We start from the raw sequence: 20,160 nt of genomic DNA, 5'->3' as shown, positions 1-20,160 counted from the left end.
CGCTCTCGACAAATCTCGAGCTACGGAGGGCATAGGTGGAGCCGGGGAGAATCGAACTCCCGTCCAAACAAGCAATTACAATGCTTTCTACATGCTTAGTTCTTGTTCAATTTTCGATGTGTAACTGACCAAAAACCGCCTATTACACACTTAGCTTTTTAAGATTTTGGTGATACTATCAAAGCAGTAGTATCCTTATGTTGACTTTTCTGGTGCCCCTAAATGAATCGCCGTCAACAAGGGCTATCCTGGGACATCTCGCTTCTCTACCTGGTAGAGACGAGGCTAAATCCTACTATAATTCAGATTAAGCGGCAAGAGCGTAATTATTATCGCCAATTAAAAGTTTGAAATATGAGATTAACGAGCTGTATCCCAGCGCTCGACATGCTTACATCGCCATTGGTCTTGCTGTCAAAACCAGTCGGCCCCGTAATGAGATTGGTAAGCTATGCTTACCCTAATCGAATTACGCCCTGAATTCATTTCAGGACTAAATTCCCTCATCTTTTTTATCAATGAACGTTTCCTTCCAAAAGGACTGCAAAGCTAACAAAAATCCACATCCTTAATAAATATATTAAAGATGGAGTTTGCGTAACCATCCAATTCCACTTATTTTAGGGCAAAATTTATACCAAATTATAACTATGCATTTTGGAATTATCAGAGAGCGCAAAAACCCACCAGACAGGCGGGTTGTGCTATCACCACAGGCCTGCCAAAAAGTCGTTGAAAACCATAAAGATGCTCAAATTACAGTCGAACCTTCACCTATTCGAGTGTTTTCTGATGAGGAATATAAGAATGCAGGTATTCCTGTAGCTTCCAAAATGGCGTCATGTGATGTGCTTTTAGGGGTGAAAGAAGTTCCCAAAGATGCCCTTATTCCGAATAAAAAATACTTTTTCTTTTCACATACTATCAAGGAACAACCCTATAACCGTGAGCTCTTGAGAGCTATTTTAGACAAGAAAATTGAGCTCTATGATCATGAGGTGATCACTAATAAAAAAGGCATTCGCCTGGTCGCATTTGGGCGTTACGCAGGTATAGTTGGAGCATATAATGGATTTAGGGCTTATGGCCTGAAATCGAAACTTTTTCAACTGACAAGAGCAACCGAATTGACTGATAAAGAAGCCCTGATCCGGGAACTCGCAGCACTGCAACTCCCTAATATTAAAATACTGCTTACCGGCAAAGGAAGAGTGGGTAACGGAGCTAAGGAAATGCTCGATGGGATGGGCCTGAAAGAAGTGGGGGTAGCAGCCTATTTGAATGATACTTTTGAGGAGGCAGTCTATTGCCAAATCGACGTGGACGAGTATAACCTCAGAAAAGACGGAACAAAAGGAAATATGCAGGACTTTTTTGATCATCCGGAGGAATACAAATCCAATTTCTTTCGTTTTGCAAAGGTTACAGATTTTTATATTGCAGGGCACTTCTATGGCAGTGGGGCCCCTTATCTTTTTACACGCGAGGATGCAAAACAACCCGATTTCAAAATAAAGGTGGTTGCAGATATAAGCTGCGATGTAGATGGTCCGGTGGCCAGCACCCTAAGAGCATCTACCATTGCAGAACCGCTTTATGGCTATCACCCGGGGCGTGAAGCAGAGGTAGATTATCAGGACCCGGAAGCCATCGCAGTAATGGCGGTAGATAACCTGCCTGCAGAATTGCCCAGGGATTCCAGTCAGGGATTCGGACAGGCCTTTGTAGACCATGTGATCCCCGCTTTCTTTAATGGAGATGCAGACGGTATTTTAGCACGCGCTCGTATGACCCAAAATGGAAAACTTACGCCATTATACGCTTATCTGCAAGATTATGTAGATGGAAAGGAATAACTTTTAATCTATTTTGATTTCCCAACTAATCACTGGCTGTACTTTTGGTTCGGTATAGGCACCTAATGCCTTAAGATCAAGAGAAATTGATTCCTTTTTTTCTAATGTTTTGATCTGAAGTGTCACTGTTTCTCCTGCAGGAATCTCGAATACCGGAGCCTTACTATACAAGGTGTAGGGCATTTGATTTTCAAACATCAGATCACTACTGGATATGTTTTCCAGTTCTACCTTAAGTACATTAGTATCCGGGATATAGGTGGCTTCTATAAGTTTTACGCTGGCTTTGATTAAAGGGATTAAAAATGCTGCCTTACCTACCAATAGGGAGTTAAAAACGGCCACAGTCCGTCCTGCAAACAGGGCTTCTTTCATACTTTCCAGACTTCTGTCTTTTGCAAAAACCAGTGTGATGGGTCTGTGCATTCCTTTTTCAGTATAATCCCAATCAATTAGTCCGTGGATATCACTGGTCCCCATAATTGTAAGGTTATGTTTTAAGGCCAGAGCCAGGGATTCTTCAGCATAATCAAATGTATTTATGACTTCAATGCCATGCAATTCGCCATTTTTTATACGCTCTTCCTGGAAGTCGCTTAAAATAGGATTTCCGGTGGGGCTTTGGGCATACCAGGCAGGGTGGTTCCAGAAAACGAAAGCATTTTGTTTTTTAGCCTCTTCAAAAGGAATTTCGGGATCATCTGCCATCAGCATATTGGCATCTGAAATAAAAATTGCATTACTATGCCCTACAGGCTCAGAACGGGTGATCTCGGACCCATGTACAATAAGCAGTCCATGTTCTTTGGCTTCTTCCATGGCCAAATAATAGGATCTGTTACGATCCGGGTGTGGAATATCATCTATATGTGGTTGGTATTCTAAATGCTCGGTTAGTGAAATAGCATCTAAATTTTCCCTTAAAGCTTCCAGCACACGTATTGTGGGCCAGACATCACCGTCTGAAAAAACGGTGTGTTGGTGCAAATCGGTTTTGAGCGTTACGTAACCCTCAATATCCGGATAATGCAAAGCCATTGATCCCTTATGAGAATGCCCTTGTGCATTTAAAGTGGTAAAGGCAGATAAAACTGAAAGGATAAGGAATATAATTTTCATCATGTGTTGCTTATTATATTTTTAGTTTAAGGAGTTAGAAGACTCCTCAACAATTTTAAAATTTAAAATTGGCGTATCATCTATAAATACAGTCAGTAATTGACGATTTTTATGCAAATTCTTATTGAGTCGAATTTTCGATATATAGGATTTATCCTTCCCTTTTTTAAATCCCATTTTCCGAAATTCATTACGGCCGTGCACCAAATAATACATTCGGTGATCCTTTGGGAGTTGATTAAAATAGATATAATTCGGGTCTTCAGATGAAACGCTAATTATGCCTTTTGTTTGGGGAGATAGCTCAATTCCTTTTCCAAAAAAGGAGCTTAAATAAATGGGGGCACTATAAAATTGGGCTATATCGACAGGATTATCTAACAACTGCCATTCCACATTCGAGGGGTAATGATCCTTAATAAGTTCTTCAGGTTTTGTAAAGAAATAATGATCTGAATGTTTCCGCACAAATCTATTACTTTTCGCATCTAAATAACCAGAAGCCCACGATGGATCCATAAGTTTCCATTCACCATTTAATTGTACGGCATTCCACGTATGATTTCTATAGGATGTATCTCCCTCTATAAATTGTATATCTGTCTTCGCAATGCCCACAATTACTTTTGATGGAAGGCCAAATTGCTGGAATAATTCATTAAGAATCAGGGAGTATTCCAAACATACACCTTTCCTGGCTATAAACGCCTTTTCAACCCAGCTTAAAATTACCTTTCTGATCTGACTTTGCCTCCCATTTTCTGATTGGTAAGTAATTTTTTGACCGGTTCTGAAAATATCATCATAGGTTCTTTCGTATATCATATTATGCGTGAGCCATACAAAAGCAGCGCGCACTCTGTCCTCATTAGAAATGAAATCATTTTGTATTCTATAACCAAGATCATGTACTTTTTTAAAACTGGGATAATTCCTCACTTTCCGGTCTACCATTTCATAATTATTGGAAAAGGTAAAAGTGGAAACTAAAAATATTAGGGAAAATAATAACTTAGGCATTTCAACTTTTTCCTTAAAGATATGAATCCTGCAGAAAATTACATATTAAGTCAGCCAGAACCTTATAGAAGTATGCTTTTGCACTTGCAATTAATTATTGAACAAACCATATCAGAAGTAGATTTAAAATTTAAATACAAGATTCCTTTTTATTATTTGGAAGGAAGGCCATACTGTTATCTCAACTGTAGTAAAAATTATGTGGATCTGGGATTTTGGAACGCTGCCTATCTGACGGTTCATTTAGAAAGAATGACTACAACAGGCCGCAAAATGATGCGTTCACTTAGATATAAATCCCTCGAAGAAATTGATAATACCATTTTGGTGGAAGTACTAAAAGATGCCTATAATGTAAAGGATCAAAAGTTCCGGAAAAACTAGATTACTCCTCTATCCAACCTTTCTCTTTATAGATTTGAATATATTGATTGCTCAGTGAATCGCTGTCCTTGTACTTTAATCTTACTTCAGTGAGTCTTTGCTTCATATCTTGAACCACATGGGTATAATTCGGATCCATATACACATTATTCATCTCCTGTTTATCATTCTTACAGTCGTATAATTCCCATTCATCCACATCGTAATAAAAATGAATAAGTTTATAGTCTTTAGTGGCAATACCATAATGCCTCTTAACCGCATGTTCTGCAGGGTATTCATAATAGTGGTAGTAAACCGCTTCTCGCTCCCATTTCTCTTTTTCACCTTTAAGAAGGGGAAGTAAACTTTCACCCTGCATATCTGAAGGGGGAATGATGCCTGCCACTTCTAAAAAAGTTTGGGCAAAATCTAAATTTTGAACCATTTCATCTTCAGTAATTCCCTCATCTATAACATTGGGCCATTTAACCAATAAGGGGGTTTTAAAAGATTCTTCATACATAAAGCGTTTATCGAACCAACCGTGTTCTCCCAAATAAAACCCTTGATCCGAAGTATACACCACCAGGGTGTTTTTACTTAACTCTTTTTGATCGAGATAATTGAGTAACCTTCCTACATTCTCATCAACAGCTGCGATTGTTCCCAAATAATCCTGCAAATAACGCTGGTATTTCCATACCATAAGCGTGGAATCATTCATAGACGGATACAATTTTCTAAAATCCGCATTTATTGGTCCATAAACAGAATCCCACTGTGCTTTTTGTTCTGGAGACATTTTTTCCAGAGGATCAAAAAGTTTTCGGTCCTTAATCTGCAGTTCGTCGATGACTTCAGGGAATACTTTATTGTCATAATTAAGAACCATATGATCAAGGATATTCATCTCTGCTGTTCTCGCAGCCTCCCCTCTTGTCTCATAGGTGTCAAAAAGAGTTTCAGGTAATGGGAAGGTTTTTTTAGTAAATTCCCTATAATGTCTTTCGGCAGGAAGCCATGATCTATGGGGAGCCTTGTGCAGGTACATTAATAAAAATGGTTTGTCCGGATCTCTCCGCTCTTCCAGCCAGTTTAAGGTTAGGTCTGTTATGATGTCTGTCACATAGCCAACAATCGTGGTATCTCCCTGCGCCGTATGGAATGTAGGATTATAGTAATCTCCCTGGCCGGGTAGAATTTTGAATTCATCAAATCCTTTGGGGTTGTTGCCAAAATGTAATTTTCCAAACATGGCCGTTTGGTATCCGGCCTTTTGCAAAAGCTGCGGAAAGGTAATGTTCGTAGTGTCAAAAGGGGAGAGGTTATCAATCTTGCCATTAATATGACTGTGCTTACCGGTAAGGATTACAGCCCTGGAAGGAGCGCAAATAGAATTAGTGACACTTGCATTTGTAAAAAGCATGCCTTCTGTAGCCAGCCTATCAATATTGGGTGTCTGAATTAATTTGTCACTGTACGCACTAATAGCCTGATACGCATGATCATCAGACATGATAAAGACTATATTAGGCCTTTGTGTTTCTTTTTGCTCTTTGCTCTTTGATTTGCACGATATGAAAAAGATGCAAGCGCCGCTTAAAATCAATAAGTAACGCAAGAATGTTTTCATAGGTGGTAGCAGAAATTAAAGGGCCTTTGGGAATTACTTAAGTTCATTTACAGTATTCCGGAGTGCTGTTAAGTTCGTTAAAAGTTGTTCCAACTGATCTAAATGCAACATATTTGCCCCGTCGCTTTTGGCATTTGCAGGATCAAAATGAGTTTCAATAAAAATTCCATCCACCCCTGAAGCAATTCCAGCACGCGCAATGGTGCTGATTAATTCCGGCCTTCCCCCTGTAACCCCGGAGGACTGGTTGGGTTGCTGCAAAGAATGGGTAACATCTAAAACCACAGGTGCATATTCCTTCATTATAGGGATTCCCCTAAAATCAACTACCATATCCTGATAACCAAACATAGTTCCCCGATCTGTAATGAGCACCTGTTCATTCCTGGAGTCGATAATTTTATTCACGGCATGCTTCATACTTTCCGGACTCATAAACTGCCCTTTTTTAAGGTTTACGGTTTTACCCGTATTTGCGGCAGCCACTAACAAGTCGGTTTGACGTACAAGAAAAGCGGGAATTTGAAGGACATCTACATATTCGGCAGCAAGTTCAGCGTCTTTAATTTCATGTATATCGGTTACGGTAGGCACCTGAAAAGTTTCAGAGACTTTTTTCAGGATTTTCAGGGCTTTTACATCCCCTATGCCTGTAAAAGAGTCTACCCGGCTACGATTTGCTTTTTTGAAGCTCCCTTTGAAAATATAGGGGATCTGCAATTTATCTGTAATTTCTACTATTCTTTCTGCTATCCGCAATGCCATTTCTTCACCTTCTATGGCACAGGGTCCGGCAAGCAGGAAAAAATTATTTCCAGATGTATACTGGAGTTGGGGTATAGCGTTTAGTTTCATATTCTAAAGTTAAAATACAAAGGTAATTGTTTTTTAGAGCTATTGTGTGCATTGTTAACCCCTCAGGATCAGTACAATAAAAATAACAGAACTTTATAACAGGAAGAAAAAAATAGGAGTATCTTTGCAGGCTCAAAACAAAAAGATGTCCAGTACAAAAAACATAGCCATAATTGCCCACGTTGACCATGGAAAAACAACGCTGGTAGATAAGATATTACATTTTTGCCAGTTGTTCCGTGAGAATGAGAAAACGGGGGAATTAATATTGGACAATAATGATCTGGAACGTGAGAGAGGAATCACGATTACTTCAAAGAACGTTTCTGTTATTTATAAGGATACTAAGATAAATATCATTGATACACCGGGCCACGCGGATTTTGGCGGTGAAGTTGAACGTGTATTAAATATGGCCGATGGGGTTTTATTGTTAGTAGATGCGTTTGAAGGACCTATGCCTCAGACACGTTTTGTTTTGCAAAAGGCCATCGATTTGGGCCTGAAACCTTGCGTGGTAATCAATAAAGTTGATAAGGAAAATTGTACGCCTGAAGAGGTTCACGAAAAGGTCTTTGATCTGATGTTTGAACTTGGTGCTGAAGAATGGCAGTTAGATTTTCCCACGGTTTATGGCTCTGCGAAAAATAACTGGATGAGCGAGGACTGGCAGAACGAAACCAACAGTATAGAACCCTTACTGGAAATGGTTGTTGAACATATCCCAAGTTTTGAACCAAAAGAGGGTAATACGCAAATGTTGATTACATCTTTGGATTACTCCTCATTTACCGGTAGAATTGCTATTGGTCGCCTGCAGCGTGGTTCTTTGAAGGAAGGTCAGCAGATCTCCCTTGTAAAGCGCGATGGGAATCTGGTTAAATCGAAAGTTAAAGAGCTATTTACTTTTGAAGGCCTTGGGCGTATAAAAGTGAACGAGGTTGCCACCGGTGATATATGTGCTATTGTTGGACTCGAAGGATTTGAAATAGGGGATACTATTGCCGATTTTGAAAACCCTGAGGGTCTTAAAACTATTGCCATAGATGAGCCGACAATGAGTATGTTGTTTACGATAAATGATAGCCCGTTTTTTGGCAAGGACGGTAAATTTGTTACTTCCAGGCATATCAAAGAGCGGTTGGAAAAAGAATTAGAAAAGAACCTGGCATTGCGGGTGGAAGAGACTGATAGTGCAGATAAATTCATGGTTTTTGGACGTGGGGTACTGCATTTGTCCGTACTTATTGAAACCATGCGAAGAGAAGGCTATGAATTACAGATAGGTCAGCCACAGGTTATTATCCGAAGTTTTGATGGGGTAAGGTGCGAACCGATTGAACAATTGACCATAGATTTACCGGAAGAAGTATCAGGTAAGGCCGTGGAGATGGTATCTATCCGCAAGGGGGAAATGACCAGTATGGAGGCAAAAGGCGACAGGATGGTGTGCGAATTTCTAATTCCTTCCCGTGGGATTATAGGATTGCGAAATCAACTTTTAACTGCCACAGCAGGTGAAGCCATAATGGCGCATCGCTTTTTGGAATACCAGCCTATGAAAGGTGATGTTCCACAAAGGCAAAATGGTTCTCTGGTTTCTATGGAAAATGGAAAGGCAATCCCTTATTCTATAGATAAATTACAGGAAAGAGGCAGATTTTTTGTAGATCCGGGTGAGGATATCTATGAGGGCCAGGTTATTGGGGAGAATACGAGAGGAGATGATATGGTAATTAATATTACCAAGACCAAGAAACTTTCCAATGTCCGTTCTTCGGGAGCTGACGATAAGGCAAAAATAGTACCTGCTATCAAGTTTTCACTTGAGGAAGCTCTGGAATATATCCAAAAAGATGAATACGTGGAGGTTACACCTAAGCACTTACGTCTACGAAAAATATTTTTAAAAGAAGTTGACCGGAAAAGGAATAAGATCTCTTAAAGAAACAATTTTTTTGATTTAATCCCGTGGTGCCTCATGCAGTGCTGCTGCTGCTGCCCCGACTATTCCAGCCTGGTTTCTCAATTCTGCGGGAACTACAGGGGTTTCCAGGGTAATATAATCTTTATATTCATCAAATTGTTTGGAAGTTCCTCCACCTAAAATGATGAAATCCGGGGAAATAATAAGATCAACAAATTTTAAGAATACATTAAAGCGTTTTCCCCACTGCTTGTAGCTCAGGCCTTCTTTTTCTTTTGCTGAAGCCGCTGCCCAATCTTCAATTTTTTTATATTTTTTATAAGGAATCTGTCCTAATTCAAAATTAGGTAACAGTTCACCATTATAAAAGGCCCCACTACCTAATCCTGTGCCAATGGTTATCATTACAACCAATCCTTCTTTCCCTTTTCCAATCCCATAATTCATAGTAGCATATCCGGCTGCATCGGCATCATTTATCACCGTTACGGGTAGTCCGGTTGCACCGGAAAATAGTTCGCGCACATTTACATTTACCCACTTCTTATGCAGATTCCCTCTTGATTTACATACCCCGTGCCGGATAATTGTTGGGAATCCTACGCCAACAGGTCCCTTATGGTTAAAGTGTTCAACAATCTTTTTGACCACTGCTGCCATTTCTTTTGGTTTTCTGGATGGGGGTGTAGGTATACGGTAACGTTCAGTTAGCATTTCGCCTGATAAAGAATTCACTAAAGCACCTTTCATTCCGGAACCACCAATATCAATGCCTAAAACAACCATTTGTACTATTTAAATTTTTTAACAGCTTAATTAAATTGTTTCTAAATGTAACGAAAATCTTTATGAGCTTCCATGAAAATCTATATTAGATATCCTTTCTTATTAAGAAAATCAAAAACAAGTTTATCCACCTCCGAGACCATATTCCTGTCCGAATAATTAAGTAGAACCATTTCCGCAATTTCAGAATCGGGACATAGCTCTCCGGAATAGCTACCCATATAACATCTCATTCTTACAAATACTCCGGGTTGAAAGCCATGTGCTTCAGCTTCAAAAATTCCAATAAACTTTAATGAAGATATATCCAGCGATATCTGAAGTTCTTCTTTTATTTCTCTATAAAGTGTTTGTGGGTCTGTTTCTCCGGCCTCTCTTTTTCCTCCGGGAATATAATAGGTATCCTTTTCCAAACTTCTTGTACAAAGTATACTATTCTCTTCTAAGTGAATCCAAGCTACAACATCCAGGATTTCTTGAGTTGGTTCAATATAATAGTCGATCGAATTAAGAGAATGGTTGGGGTCTATTTTATCCAGTATTTTATCAATTAAAATTCCAAAACGGGTTAATGTGCCTAGTTTTTTGTTACGGCCCAATGCACTGGAGATAGTCTCGTCCCGGTTGCCAAACTTATATCCTTCCTTTTTAATCCATAATACATTGAGTAAATGCTGCATCAAAACATTGCCCAACTGGTCAATAGACACGGCAATCTTTAATAAATATTCACCTATGCCTCTAAAGCCTTTTGTGAATAGGGAATGTAAGATACCGTATAAAAACCCTAATGGCCCGGTAAGAATTAGTAAAGCAACCGAAACTATAAACAGCAATAATCCTATAAATGGACTTGATTTTTTATTAACCTGATTTTGCTGTTTTTTAAGAATCACTTTAAAATAGTTACTCAACTACTAAGTTAATGGATATTTGAAAAACCTGATTTCCCTGATATTCTTAGTCTTTTTACAGCCTCTTATTTTAGGCCTTAGGCCTTCTGTGGGTTCTTTTTATTAAGAATCCCAAAAAAGAAGAATCCAATACTCAAGCCTAAGACCACATAGGCCAGGATGGAGTATAATTGTGATTCCGAGATTACATTTAAAAAAGGAAGCAAAATGATTGGGGACAAAAACTGTCCCATAAACCAGAAGGTTGTTAACCTGCCAATTTCTTGTCCTCTAATCTGTTCCGGGGCTAATTGCATCACCCAAACATTGGCGTTAGGGATCATCAGGCCCATACCCAGACCTGCCAATAACATTCCTACCATAACCATTCCGTAAGATTCCCCATAAGAAATACTGGCGAACGCCAGGGCCATTAATAAATAGCCAATCCCAAAAACCTGCTGAAAACTCAGCCTGTCTTTGATCCGCGAGAATGAAAGTGAAGAAATTACAGAGAAGAAAGTGCTCGAAGCTATCGCGATACCAATTAGAGTGTTTTTTTCAATGCCGATAGATTTTAAATAGAAAGGGATCTGCACGGGGATAATAAAAAACAGAATCCACATTATCATAACATTTATAAAAACAAGCCAAATAATTTTAGGGGATTTAATGGAAGTATCCTTACTTTTTTCCTTGAGTTCAATTTTTGGTTCTTTTAAAAATAAGCTGGTCATTGGGAGGATTATTATAGGAAATAAATAGAGCAAAAATGGTACCCGCCATGAAATATCGGCCAATATTCCTCCTAAAGTAACAAACATAATACCACCAAAAGACATGACCGCTATTTGCAGACCCGCAAACTTTTGTCGCGATTTGCCCTGATAATAGTCTGCTATCAGGGTAGTAGCGATAGTCATTGTAATACCTACACAAATACCCAGTAAAGCCCTTCCGGCCAGAATCAGATAGATATTGTCTAACCAATAACCTGAACTACCTGCAATTGCATAGAGGATTAAAGCAGCACCCAGAAGGCGCAATCTTCCAAATCTATCTATGAACTTCCCTGCGATTATTGCCGTTAAAGCAATAAATAAAGCCGGAAATGAAAGTGTGAGCTTTATCAGGTTTTCGGCATTGGGTAAGTGTGAAAATGCCTTAGTCATATCCGGTAACGAGGCGGAGATGGTAATCATAGACATAATGGTAAGGCTACTTACCAATAAAAGGGTAAGTTTTACCTGCCAGCTTTCTGTGTTCATAGGTGATGATGTTAAAAGAAACCCCGAGTGGTTGAAGCCACCTGGGGCGTATATAATTTTTGATTATACCAAGTAAATATTGTGTTCTATACCATTTCCCCCTTCATGAGTTTGGGAAGCATAGCTTTAAAGTTTTCCTTTTTATTGAGATGTGGAAGGGGTTCAGCTGGTTCGGGTACACCCAGAAAGGCACATAGTGGCGCCCAACCATCACGAACATCATAAACCAGTAATTTGTCTGCAGGGACACTGGCTTTTACATCTGCCAAATGATTTTCCCAAAATTTTTGGGCATGTGCTTTGTCCTCAAATTTACCCTGAAGTCTTTCAGCAAAAAAGCACTTCTTAAACCATTTAATACACTTTACTACATTTCTCGCCCTGGCATTGAAAAGTAATTTCCCCAGCATTTTTATCTTTTCACCGGGAGTTTGTGGTCCGGCTCTGAAAACAGTACTATCCACACTTTTGTACCAGTCTTCAAAATCCCTAACCGTAAGGATGACCTTGGCATCTGGGTATCGTTTCATGTGTTCCTTATACCAGGGATAGCCCGGAAAATCTACCGTTCCTTCGTAACCTTCATATAACGCATCCCAGTCTGTATCTCCGGTTTCGTCAAGCTTCTTCCAATAATGCAGTTTTTCCGGATTTACCAGTAATTCCTTCATGTGGTAAACATGCTTAAGTCCTAATTGTTCCAGGCTTTGTTTTAGCGTATTTGTACCGGTCCTTGGCAATCCGGCCCCTATAATTTTAATTGACATTTGTATAGTTTTAAGTTAGTAAATAATTAATTGGTTTTATATTTATTGTACACTGTCCTGCTCCGCCGGCGGAGGTGGCATTTTAAAGATAAAAGGCTCTGGTTGTTCTTCAAGGGGTTTCAGGTCCTTGCCAGCAAAAGCAGGGAAGTCTTTTGTAAAATGTGTTGACCTGAATTGCATATATTTAAAAGGACCTATTGGCGATGCTACAGTGCCATCAGGCATTCTGTAATGGTCATTATATGGATTCCAATACTCCCACACAATTTTGTGATCGGGGGTTACTTCCATTATTCTTCCTTTGGCTCCCGATGTAATCAGGGTATTTCCATTTTTCATGCGATGTGCTCCAGATACAAATGCCGAATAAAAAGAGTACTTGTCTGGTGCGGTGTAGGCCCATACCGGTCCATCAGGCCCGAAAGCTTCATTTTCACCCAAAATATAGGCTCCCTCAGAATTTGTTGGGGGTATAAATTCAAAAACAGCACTATGATTTCCAAGCACCCCAACAGCTGCTTCCACCTCCGGAGACTTAGATTGCATTAAGACTGCCCACATAGAAGGTACAGTATTGTCTGGATGTACAATATCATTGTTAAAGACCATTAAATGCCCTTCCCCGGGATAACCCTTCGGGATCCATTTTATATCATGTTCAAAAAAGAGTTTCTGGTCTTCTTTGGTACCTCGGCCATAATTAGCCGGATTGCCCCATCTGTATAAAAGGTCTCCTCCGTGTCCCCATCTGCCGCCGGTACTTCCTTTGGCTTCTTCTATGGTAGTGCTATGATCTATAATCATTATTTCGCTGTAGGCAGGAACACTGATAGCAATCTGGTCTAATTCGGCATTATAGGCAATAGCATTAGTATGGGTAAAGTCGGAATGCTGGTTATCCGGAGTGGCATTTGCCGTCATCATGCCCATTTTTATCCCCTGTTGCACCTGTTCTTCGGTCATTGGGGGTAATATTTCCCCAAATAAATTAAAGTTTATTTTACGCGGATTTTCAGCCAAAACCCCATAGTTGTTTTTTGTAGGGTCGTGGTCCTGAACCAAATGATCCCACATATGCCACTCCCAAACAATTTCACCGCCGGTCTTTCCGGATGGCTTAATTTCTATGATTTTGTCTGGCCAAAGTCCGGCTTTGGTAACGTGTTCAGGGTCTCTTCCCGCCGCAATTGCCTCTTCCTGGGATTTGGCTTCGTAAGAAATGGCCAGAATATTCCCGTTAGGCATTAATTCAATATCATGATGTATAAGTTCATCTTCATCCGCCCATTTAAAATCCCACAGGATATTGCCATCCCAGTCGTACTCCCTTATTCTTCCTGCTTGTCCTCCCGCTGCAAATGTTGGGAAGTCGGGATCAACTTCTAACCTAACCAGGTTACCATTCTCTTTTAAATAGTGATTAACTATTGCCAATTCTCCTACCCAGCTATGAACCACTTCGCCATCGATATTAATAAGATGTGATTTGGTGCTTTCCGGGGGTGCAATCATTACATATCCGGGAGTAGCAAGCGCAGTTTTTTCTTTAAGTCCTCGTTCAACGGTCAGGCCTGTTAAACTTCTGGTGTCTTCAGCCTTCCATTCCCGTACTTCTATTTTTTCTACAACTTCTTTGCTGGGTTTTTCTTCCTTACACGAAAAGAAAACTAACAGGAAAATACTAAATAAAACAGACTTAAATGTCCTCATAATTTGTTGGTTTGGTTGGTGTTTAAAAAATATAATCATTTTAATTCGCTTACGACAAAAGAGGTAAATGAACAAAAAAGTAATGTCTCAGACATCGGTTTTGGAGTAAGATAATTATAATTTTAGAATAACTTGCTTTTGGGATTACCAAATGTTTTCCAAAGTACCCTGGGATTTTCAATGATTATGGATTAAGCAGGTGTATGATTGAATAAATTAAACTGCTTTTTGAATAACCTCGAAAACTTTTGCGCCATCGCATTTCAGAGTTTTAGATGGATATTTAAGCAGCAGGGCATAATCATGCGTGGCCATGAGGATGGTTCTTCCAGTCTTATTTATTTCCTGTAACACTTTCATTACTTCTACACTGGTCTGTGGGTCAAGGTTACCTGTAGGTTCATCGGCCAGAATTATTTCGGGATCATTCAATAATGCCCTGGCTATCGCAATACGCTGCTGTTCCCCGCCTGATAATTCATGTGGGAATTTAAAACCCTTGGTCTTCATTCCCACCTTATCTAACACTTCCTCAATTTTGGAATCCATTTTTTCCGGGTCATTCCAGCCGGTGGCTTTTAGAACAAATAGGAGGTTTTTGTTGATGTTTCTATCGGGGAGTAGTTTAAAATCCTGAAATACAATGCCAAGTTTTCTCCGTAGGTAGGGGATATCTTTTTCTTCAAGAGTTTTTAGATTAAACCCTACGACCTGACCTTGACCCTCCAAAAGCGGGAGATCTGCATAGAGTGTTTTCATGAGACTACTTTTTCCACTGCCCGTTTTTCCAATCAGATAAACAAATTCCCCTTTTTTTACTTCCAGGGTAATATCCTTTAGCACCATATTCTCTTTTTGGAATACCGCAACATCTTTCAAATTCAGAATACTTTCACCCATAATTTAAATGTTGATATAAAAGTAATAAGTTCCTTCTAAATTAAGTGGTACCAGCAGTAAAAATCTATTATTTAGTTGCTGAATATACTTGAGAACAATATTTGACGTTATTAAGGGAAATTACGGTACTTCTTAACTGCTAGAGAACATTATGCGAGAGAAAAAAACCGCGCTACTGCTATATTTTATTGGGATGGCTATTTCCGGATTTGCCCAGGAATCCAAGATTTATTCCCATCATCAAAAAGAGTATCAGGATGCCCTGGAGTTATACAACCAAGGGCAATATCAGGCTGCCCAAACAATTTTTGAAAACGTAAAACTAAGTACTAAAGACTTCGAAACCGAGGCTAATAGTGCATATTATATTGCCAATTCAGCTGTAAGACTGAATCAGTTAGGCGCCGACAGACTGATGGAGAATTTTGTTGCCAATTATCCAACTTCCACAAAAAGAAATTCGGCATTTATAGATGTAGCTGACTATTATTTTGAAAATGGAAAATATCCTTATGCCTTAAATTGGTACAAGAAGGTGGACCAGAATTCCATGTCGGCAAAGGATAAAGAGCGCTTTAATTTTAATATGGGCTATTCCCTTTTCAGTTCTAAGAAACCACAGGAAGCTGAGCGTTATTTGAGCAGGGTTGCTACATCACCCACCTACGGATCACAGGCCAAATATTACCTCGGATATATAGCTTATCAACAAGATGATTATGAAGGTGCGAACGAACGTTTCGATCAAATTTCGGATCAGGAATTGCTAAGTGAAAAACTTTCTTATTATCAGGCAGATATGAATTTTAAGTTAGGAAGATTTGAAGAAGCCATTGAATTGGCAAAAGCACAGCTTTCCAAATCTGACAGACAGGAAGTATCAGAATTGAACAAAATAATCGGAGAGAGTTATTTCAACTTAGGACAGTACGAACAAGCTATTCCATATTTGGAAGCCTATAAAGGAAAACGCGGTAGGTGGAGTAATACAGATCATTATTTACTGGGCTACTGCTACTATAAACAGCAGGATTATGCTAACGCCATAAGCCAGTTCAACAAAATTATTGAAGGCAATAATGGGGTAGCGCAAAATGCCTATTACCATTTGGCTGAGTGCTATTTAAACCTGGACAAGAAGCAGGAAGCTTTAAACGCATTCAGAAATGCTTCTCAAATGGATTTCAATCCTGAAATACAAAAGGATGCCTATCTCAATTATGCTCGTTTGAGTTATGAAATAGGAAACCCCTATGAACCTGTTCCTAAAGTGCTTACTTCATACCTTAAAACATACCCCAATGATTCTTATTCCAAGGAAATTCAGGAGTTATTGGTGGACTCTTACATTACCTCTAAGGACTTTGAAGGAGCATTGGCCCTACTAGAAGAAAACAGCAGTTTTGCAAGTAAGGCAACATATCAGAAAGTAGCATTCTATCGTGGAGTTGAATTGTTTATTGAAACGGATTATTCCGCGGCTAATGACCTGTTTGCCAAATCTCTGAACAATGCTCCGGATGAACTTTTTAAAGCCAGGGCTAGCTATTGGCAGGCAGAATCTCAGTATATGCTCAATGCATTTGAAGATGCTTTATCTGGTTTTCTGGAGTTTAAGAATAGCCCCGCTGCATCGCGGACAGCTGAAATGAATGATCTGGATTATAACCTGGGGTATACTTATTTTAAACTAAAAGATTACGGGAGTGCAATTTCCTATTTCAAGTCTTATTCCGATAAAGCTACAGATGGATCTAAGAAAAATGATGCCAATGTGCGTTTGGGGGATTGTTATTTTGTAACAAGTAAATACTGGCCTGCTATTGAATCTTATAATAAAGTATTGCAATCCGCCAGCCCGGAGAAGGATTATGCAGCGTTCCAAAAAGCCATTAGCTATGGGTTTATTGGTAAAGGCGATACAAAGTTGGAGGAACTAAATGCCTTTATATCGAGGTACCCTAAATCGAGTTTAAAGGATGATGCACTCTTTGAATTAGGTAATTCATATATTAAAAACAACCAGGAGGACATTGGATTAGAATCCTATGACAGACTAATAAGCGATTATCCGGGCAGCAGTTTAGTCCCCAGGGCACTGCTAAGGCAAGGACTTGTATTTTATAATTCCAATAAAAATGATCTTGCTTTAAACAAGTTTAAAACGGTGGTACGCAATTATCCGAATTCACAGGAAGCCGTTCAGGCTGTGGCCACGGCCAAACTCATATATGTTGACACAGGGCAGGTTGGTGAGTATGCCAAATGGGTAGAAGGATTAGATTTTGTTGAGGTTTCTGATGCCGAACTAGATAATGCCACCTATGAATCTGCAGAAAAACAGGATCTTCAGGGGAGAAAAGAAGCAGCCATCAAAGGATATGAAAACTATATTCGGAATTTCCCTAATGGACTTCACTCGATAAATGCCAATTTTAAACTTGCCCAATTGTATTTTGCGAAAGGAGATAAGAACCTTGCACTTGCGGGATATACCTATGTTGCTAACAGCGGCGCAAGTGAATATTCGGAGCAAGCCCTGGCAAGAGTCTGTGAGATTTATATTGCAAATAAAGACTATAACTCTGCACTTCCCTTCCTTCAGAGATTGGAAACCACAGCAGATATTCAACAGAACCGGACTTTCGCCCAATCCAACTTAATGAAAGGGTATTATGAGCAAAAAAATTATGAACAGACCATAGCTTATGCGGAGAAAGTACTGGCAACAGAAAATATTGATAACAGGATAAAGAGTGACGCCCAAATTATGATTGCCAGATCTGCCATTGCAACGGGTAATGAAGAAAGAGCAGAATTAGCATATAGTGAAGTATTAAAAATAGCGAGTACGGCATTGGCGGCGGAAGCTTTGTACTATGATGCTTATTTTAAACATAAGGCAGGCTTGTATGAAGCTTCCAATACTTCGGTTCAAAAATTAGCGAAAGATTACTCCACGTATAAAGAATGGGGAGCCAAAGGTCTGATTTTAATGGCTAAAAATTATTATGCTCTGGATGATGCCTATCAGGCAACTTATATTCTTGAAAGTGTAATTGCCAATTTTGGAGATTATGCGCTGGTTGTAATTGAGGCAGAAGAGGAATTGGCAAGAATAAAATCCAAAGAAGCACAACGCAATTCATCCATTGTTCCGGAAGGACAGTAAATAGTGAACACTAAGTATGCAAAAGGAACTTAAAATCATATTAATCACTTTGATATCTTTTGTGCAGTTTATATCTGCACAGGATGAGAAAGATCTTGGAACGGAAACGGTTACCGTGGTTAGACCCTATTCACCCACTGTATCCGATGCCTTTAAGCTAAAGTCTGTTCCAAATCTCAATGATTCCATCGTATTGCAAAAGAAGAAGATCGAGTACAGTATTTTTTCAATACCTGTAGCTTCAACTTTTACACCGGCGAAGGGAAAGGCTGCCGTTGTACAAAAAGCAAAACCTGAAAAGCTTTATAATTCTTATGCTTCAGTCAGTTTAGGGAATTTCAGTAATGCACTGGCAGATTTTTATACCAGCCGAGATATTGACAGGGGAAAAAAAAGAATTGATTTTGGACTAAATCATCATTCTTCAAGAGGAGATCTGGAGGATGTAGCGCTCGACACGGATTTTTACAATACAAAACTGAATGCTACATACAACCAGAAAGACAGAGATTTGAATTGGCGGGCCGATATTGGGTTTCAACATCGTAAATATAATTGGTATGGTCTTCCGGAAGGAGTTTTTGATGCGGCTACTATAAATTCAATAAATGAAAGCCAAAATTATTATAACCTGGAAGCAGGTGCACAGCTCCAGATGGAGGAGTCAGTATTTGCAGGAGGTGAGGTGTTATATCGCAGGTTTTGGGATGCTGTTGAATCTGGTGAGAATAGGTTTTTGGTAAAACCCAAATTTCAATTTCCGGTTTCTTCTGAATTGGTAACTTTAAATGTGATTTTTGACTATGTAGGAGGAAGTTTTAAGAACGCAAGTCTAAATAGTACAACAAATACTTCGGGCATTGACTATGGACAAATGCAGGTTGGGGTTAATCCAAATTTAGAGTTATCGGGAGATTCGTATACCCTGAATTTTGGGGTCTCATTGGTTTATGGCCTGGATTCGGAGCTTAGCGATAGCAATTTTTATATTTATCCGGTAGTCAACGCTTCCTATAGATTAGTAGACGATTCCTTAATTGCATATGGAGGTATAGAAGGCGCCTTAGATCAAAATTCATATTATGGTTATGTTGGTGAAAATCAGTTTGTATCACCTACGCTGACCATAATTCCAACAGATCGGAAATACGATGCATTCCTGGGAATCAAAGGACAGATAATTCAAAGTCTAAGCTACAATATTAGAGGGTTCTACAAAGCTGAAAACAGAAAACCTCTTTATAAATTAAATCCCGAGAATAGCTTCAGGACAGATGAAAAGGGATATTATTTTGGTAATTCTTTTGAAGTCTTTTACGATGATATTAAAACTACAGGATTATTTGCCGAATTAAATGTTGACATAAACAGAGCTTTTACCCTCGGTGTTAATGTTGAACTCTTTGATTACAATACGGAAACCAATAATCCTGCGTGGAACCTGCCAGAGGTTAAAGGCTCTTTATTTTTGGATTATCAGATTGGAAAAAAATGGTACCTCGGGACCAATCTGTTTTATGTAGGTGAGCGCCAGGATTTAAGTTCACAGGCAGTAGAAAATGCGCTACCCGGAGAATTTCCTGCCACTTTGATAACCCTGGATAGTTTTTTTGACGCAAATGCCTATGTGGGATATCATGTGAATGAACACCTTTCCGTTTTTGCCAAAGCCAACAATATTGCAAATAACGCATATCAAAGATGGGCAAATTTTAAGGTGCAAAGCTTCCAGGTATTGGCAGGAATATCCTATAAGTTTGATTTTTAACTAATCTGGAATACCCTAAATCTGAATTTTAGCTCAATCATCTGTAAAAGAGACTGTTAAACGGTATTTGCTTTTTACCTGAAGATTAATGCCTAAATTTAAAGAACCATATTAGCCCCT

15 protein-coding genes and 1 other RNA gene are annotated in these 20,160 nt (G+C 39.2%); 5 read left to right on the top strand and 11 right to left on the bottom strand.

Features of this window, described 5'->3' with window-relative positions; translation table 11 throughout:
• Nucleotides 1-33: 33 nt before the first annotated feature.
• Nucleotides 34-432: a transfer-messenger RNA gene (gene ssrA / locus Q0X77_RS05100) on the bottom strand.
• Between the two features lie 218 nt (nucleotides 433-650).
• Between ssrA and Q0X77_RS05095 the strand changes: the two genes are divergently transcribed.
• Nucleotides 651-1,856, top strand: a complete 1,206-nt coding sequence (locus Q0X77_RS05095) for an NAD(P)-dependent oxidoreductase (RefSeq protein ID WP_297794000.1) — start codon at nucleotides 651-653, stop codon at nucleotides 1,854-1,856.
• 3 nt (nucleotides 1,857-1,859) lie between these two features.
• Here the strand turns inward: Q0X77_RS05095 and Q0X77_RS05090 are convergent, their stop codons facing one another.
• Both Q0X77_RS05090 and Q0X77_RS05085 read right to left on the bottom strand, forming a co-directional pair.
• Nucleotides 1,860-2,978 (bottom strand): Sb-PDE family phosphodiesterase, encoded by a 1,119-nt coding sequence (locus Q0X77_RS05090; RefSeq protein ID WP_297793997.1) that lies wholly within the window; start codon nucleotides 2,976-2,978, stop codon nucleotides 1,860-1,862.
• 18 nt (nucleotides 2,979-2,996) lie between these two features.
• Nucleotides 2,997-3,995 carry a transglutaminase domain-containing protein gene (locus tag Q0X77_RS05085; RefSeq protein WP_297793993.1) on the bottom strand — a complete coding sequence of 333 codons (999 nt, stop codon included), beginning with the start codon at nucleotides 3,993-3,995 and terminating at the stop codon, nucleotides 2,997-2,999.
• Between the two features lie 21 nt (nucleotides 3,996-4,016).
• Here Q0X77_RS05085 and Q0X77_RS05080 point away from each other — a divergent pair, with 21 nt between their 5' ends.
• Nucleotides 4,017-4,379, top strand: a complete 363-nt coding sequence (locus Q0X77_RS05080; protein WP_297793990.1) for a DUF1801 domain-containing protein — start codon at nucleotides 4,017-4,019, stop codon at nucleotides 4,377-4,379.
• 1 nt (nucleotide 4,380) lies between these two features.
• Here Q0X77_RS05080 and Q0X77_RS05075 read toward each other — a convergent pair whose 3' ends face one another.
• Both Q0X77_RS05075 and kdsA read right to left on the bottom strand, forming a co-directional pair.
• Nucleotides 4,381-5,994, bottom strand: a complete 1,614-nt coding sequence (locus Q0X77_RS05075) for a sulfatase (RefSeq protein WP_297793988.1) — start codon at nucleotides 5,992-5,994, stop codon at nucleotides 4,381-4,383.
• Between the two features lie 33 nt (nucleotides 5,995-6,027).
• Entirely contained in the window at nucleotides 6,028-6,849 is an 822-nt protein-coding gene (gene kdsA, locus Q0X77_RS05070) for a 3-deoxy-8-phosphooctulonate synthase (RefSeq protein ID WP_297793985.1), read from the bottom strand.
• 145 nt (nucleotides 6,850-6,994) lie between these two features.
• Between kdsA and typA the strand changes: the two genes are divergently transcribed.
• Complete coding sequence (gene typA / locus Q0X77_RS05065; RefSeq protein WP_297793982.1) at nucleotides 6,995-8,794, top strand: translational GTPase TypA; 1,800 nt, start codon at nucleotides 6,995-6,997, stop codon at nucleotides 8,792-8,794.
• An 18-nt stretch (nucleotides 8,795-8,812) separates the two neighbouring features.
• On the opposite strand, the gene ppgK is transcribed toward typA, so the two are convergent.
• The 6 genes from ppgK to Q0X77_RS05035 form a co-directional block, all read right to left on the bottom strand.
• Nucleotides 8,813-9,562: a polyphosphate--glucose phosphotransferase gene (gene ppgK / locus Q0X77_RS05060; RefSeq protein WP_297793978.1), complete on the bottom strand. Its 750-nt coding sequence runs from the start codon at nucleotides 9,560-9,562 to the stop codon at nucleotides 8,813-8,815.
• A gap of 80 nt (nucleotides 9,563-9,642) precedes the next feature.
• Complete coding sequence (locus Q0X77_RS05055) at nucleotides 9,643-10,458, bottom strand: NUDIX domain-containing protein (RefSeq protein WP_297793974.1); 816 nt, start codon at nucleotides 10,456-10,458, stop codon at nucleotides 9,643-9,645.
• A 95-nt stretch (nucleotides 10,459-10,553) separates the two neighbouring features.
• Nucleotides 10,554-11,723, bottom strand: a complete 1,170-nt coding sequence (locus Q0X77_RS05050) for an MFS transporter (RefSeq protein ID WP_297793971.1) — start codon at nucleotides 11,721-11,723, stop codon at nucleotides 10,554-10,556.
• Between the two features lie 86 nt (nucleotides 11,724-11,809).
• Complete coding sequence (locus tag Q0X77_RS05045) at nucleotides 11,810-12,490, bottom strand: sulfotransferase family protein (RefSeq protein ID WP_297793968.1); 681 nt, start codon at nucleotides 12,488-12,490, stop codon at nucleotides 11,810-11,812.
• A gap of 42 nt (nucleotides 12,491-12,532) precedes the next feature.
• On the bottom strand, nucleotides 12,533-14,200 hold the full coding sequence (locus Q0X77_RS05040; protein ID WP_297793965.1) for an aryl-sulfate sulfotransferase: 1,668 nt from the start codon (nucleotides 14,198-14,200) through the stop codon (nucleotides 12,533-12,535).
• Between the two features lie 216 nt (nucleotides 14,201-14,416).
• A complete protein-coding gene (locus Q0X77_RS05035; RefSeq protein WP_297793963.1) occupies nucleotides 14,417-15,100 on the bottom strand; it encodes an ATP-binding cassette domain-containing protein in 684 nt (227 codons plus the stop codon).
• A gap of 151 nt (nucleotides 15,101-15,251) precedes the next feature.
• On the opposite strand from Q0X77_RS05035, the gene Q0X77_RS05030 reads away from it, so the two are divergent.
• Together Q0X77_RS05030 and Q0X77_RS05025 are read left to right on the top strand one after the other, a co-directional pair.
• A complete protein-coding gene (locus tag Q0X77_RS05030) occupies nucleotides 15,252-18,272 on the top strand; it encodes a tetratricopeptide repeat protein (RefSeq protein ID WP_297793960.1) in 3,021 nt (1,006 codons plus the stop codon).
• A 16-nt stretch (nucleotides 18,273-18,288) separates the two neighbouring features.
• A complete protein-coding gene (locus Q0X77_RS05025; RefSeq protein ID WP_297793957.1) occupies nucleotides 18,289-20,040 on the top strand; it encodes a TonB-dependent receptor in 1,752 nt (583 codons plus the stop codon).
• The last annotated feature ends 120 nt before the right edge of the window (nucleotides 20,041-20,160 follow it).

The organism is uncultured Eudoraea sp. (genome assembly GCF_947258925.1).
Lineage (GTDB): Bacteria > Bacteroidota > Bacteroidia > Flavobacteriales > Flavobacteriaceae > Eudoraea.
Note: the sequence above shows the minus strand (reverse complement) of the source record. Positions and strands in the feature narration are given on the sequence as shown.

What these genes read in the sequence shown, in the direction of transcription:
- Q0X77_RS05095 (WP_297794000.1), top strand. Translation starts at nt 651, where the DNA reads ATGCATTTTGGAATTATCAGAGAGCGCAAAAACCCACCAGACAGGCGG.
- Q0X77_RS05090 (WP_297793997.1), bottom strand. Translation starts at nt 2,978, where the DNA reads ATGATGAAAATTATATTCCTTATCCTTTCAGTTTTATCTGCCTTTACC.
- Q0X77_RS05085 (WP_297793993.1), bottom strand. Translation starts at nt 3,995, where the DNA reads ATGCCTAAGTTATTATTTTCCCTAATATTTTTAGTTTCCACTTTTACC.
- Q0X77_RS05080 (WP_297793990.1), top strand. Translation starts at nt 4,017, where the DNA reads ATGAATCCTGCAGAAAATTACATATTAAGTCAGCCAGAACCTTATAGA.
- Q0X77_RS05075 (WP_297793988.1), bottom strand. Translation starts at nt 5,994, where the DNA reads ATGAAAACATTCTTGCGTTACTTATTGATTTTAAGCGGCGCTTGCATC.
- kdsA (WP_297793985.1), bottom strand. Translation starts at nt 6,849, where the DNA reads ATGAAACTAAACGCTATACCCCAACTCCAGTATACATCTGGAAATAAT.
- typA (WP_297793982.1), top strand. Translation starts at nt 6,995, where the DNA reads ATGTCCAGTACAAAAAACATAGCCATAATTGCCCACGTTGACCATGGA.
- ppgK (WP_297793978.1), bottom strand. Translation starts at nt 9,562, where the DNA reads ATGGTTGTTTTAGGCATTGATATTGGTGGTTCCGGAATGAAAGGTGCT.
- Q0X77_RS05050 (WP_297793971.1), bottom strand. Translation starts at nt 11,723, where the DNA reads ATGAACACAGAAAGCTGGCAGGTAAAACTTACCCTTTTATTGGTAAGT.
- Q0X77_RS05045 (WP_297793968.1), bottom strand. Translation starts at nt 12,490, where the DNA reads ATGTCAATTAAAATTATAGGGGCCGGATTGCCAAGGACCGGTACAAAT.
- Q0X77_RS05040 (WP_297793965.1), bottom strand. Translation starts at nt 14,200, where the DNA reads ATGAGGACATTTAAGTCTGTTTTATTTAGTATTTTCCTGTTAGTTTTC.
- Q0X77_RS05035 (WP_297793963.1), bottom strand. Translation starts at nt 15,100, where the DNA reads ATGGGTGAAAGTATTCTGAATTTGAAAGATGTTGCGGTATTCCAAAAA.
- Q0X77_RS05030 (WP_297793960.1), top strand. Translation starts at nt 15,252, where the DNA reads ATGCGAGAGAAAAAAACCGCGCTACTGCTATATTTTATTGGGATGGCT.
- Q0X77_RS05025 (WP_297793957.1), top strand. Translation starts at nt 18,289, where the DNA reads ATGCAAAAGGAACTTAAAATCATATTAATCACTTTGATATCTTTTGTG.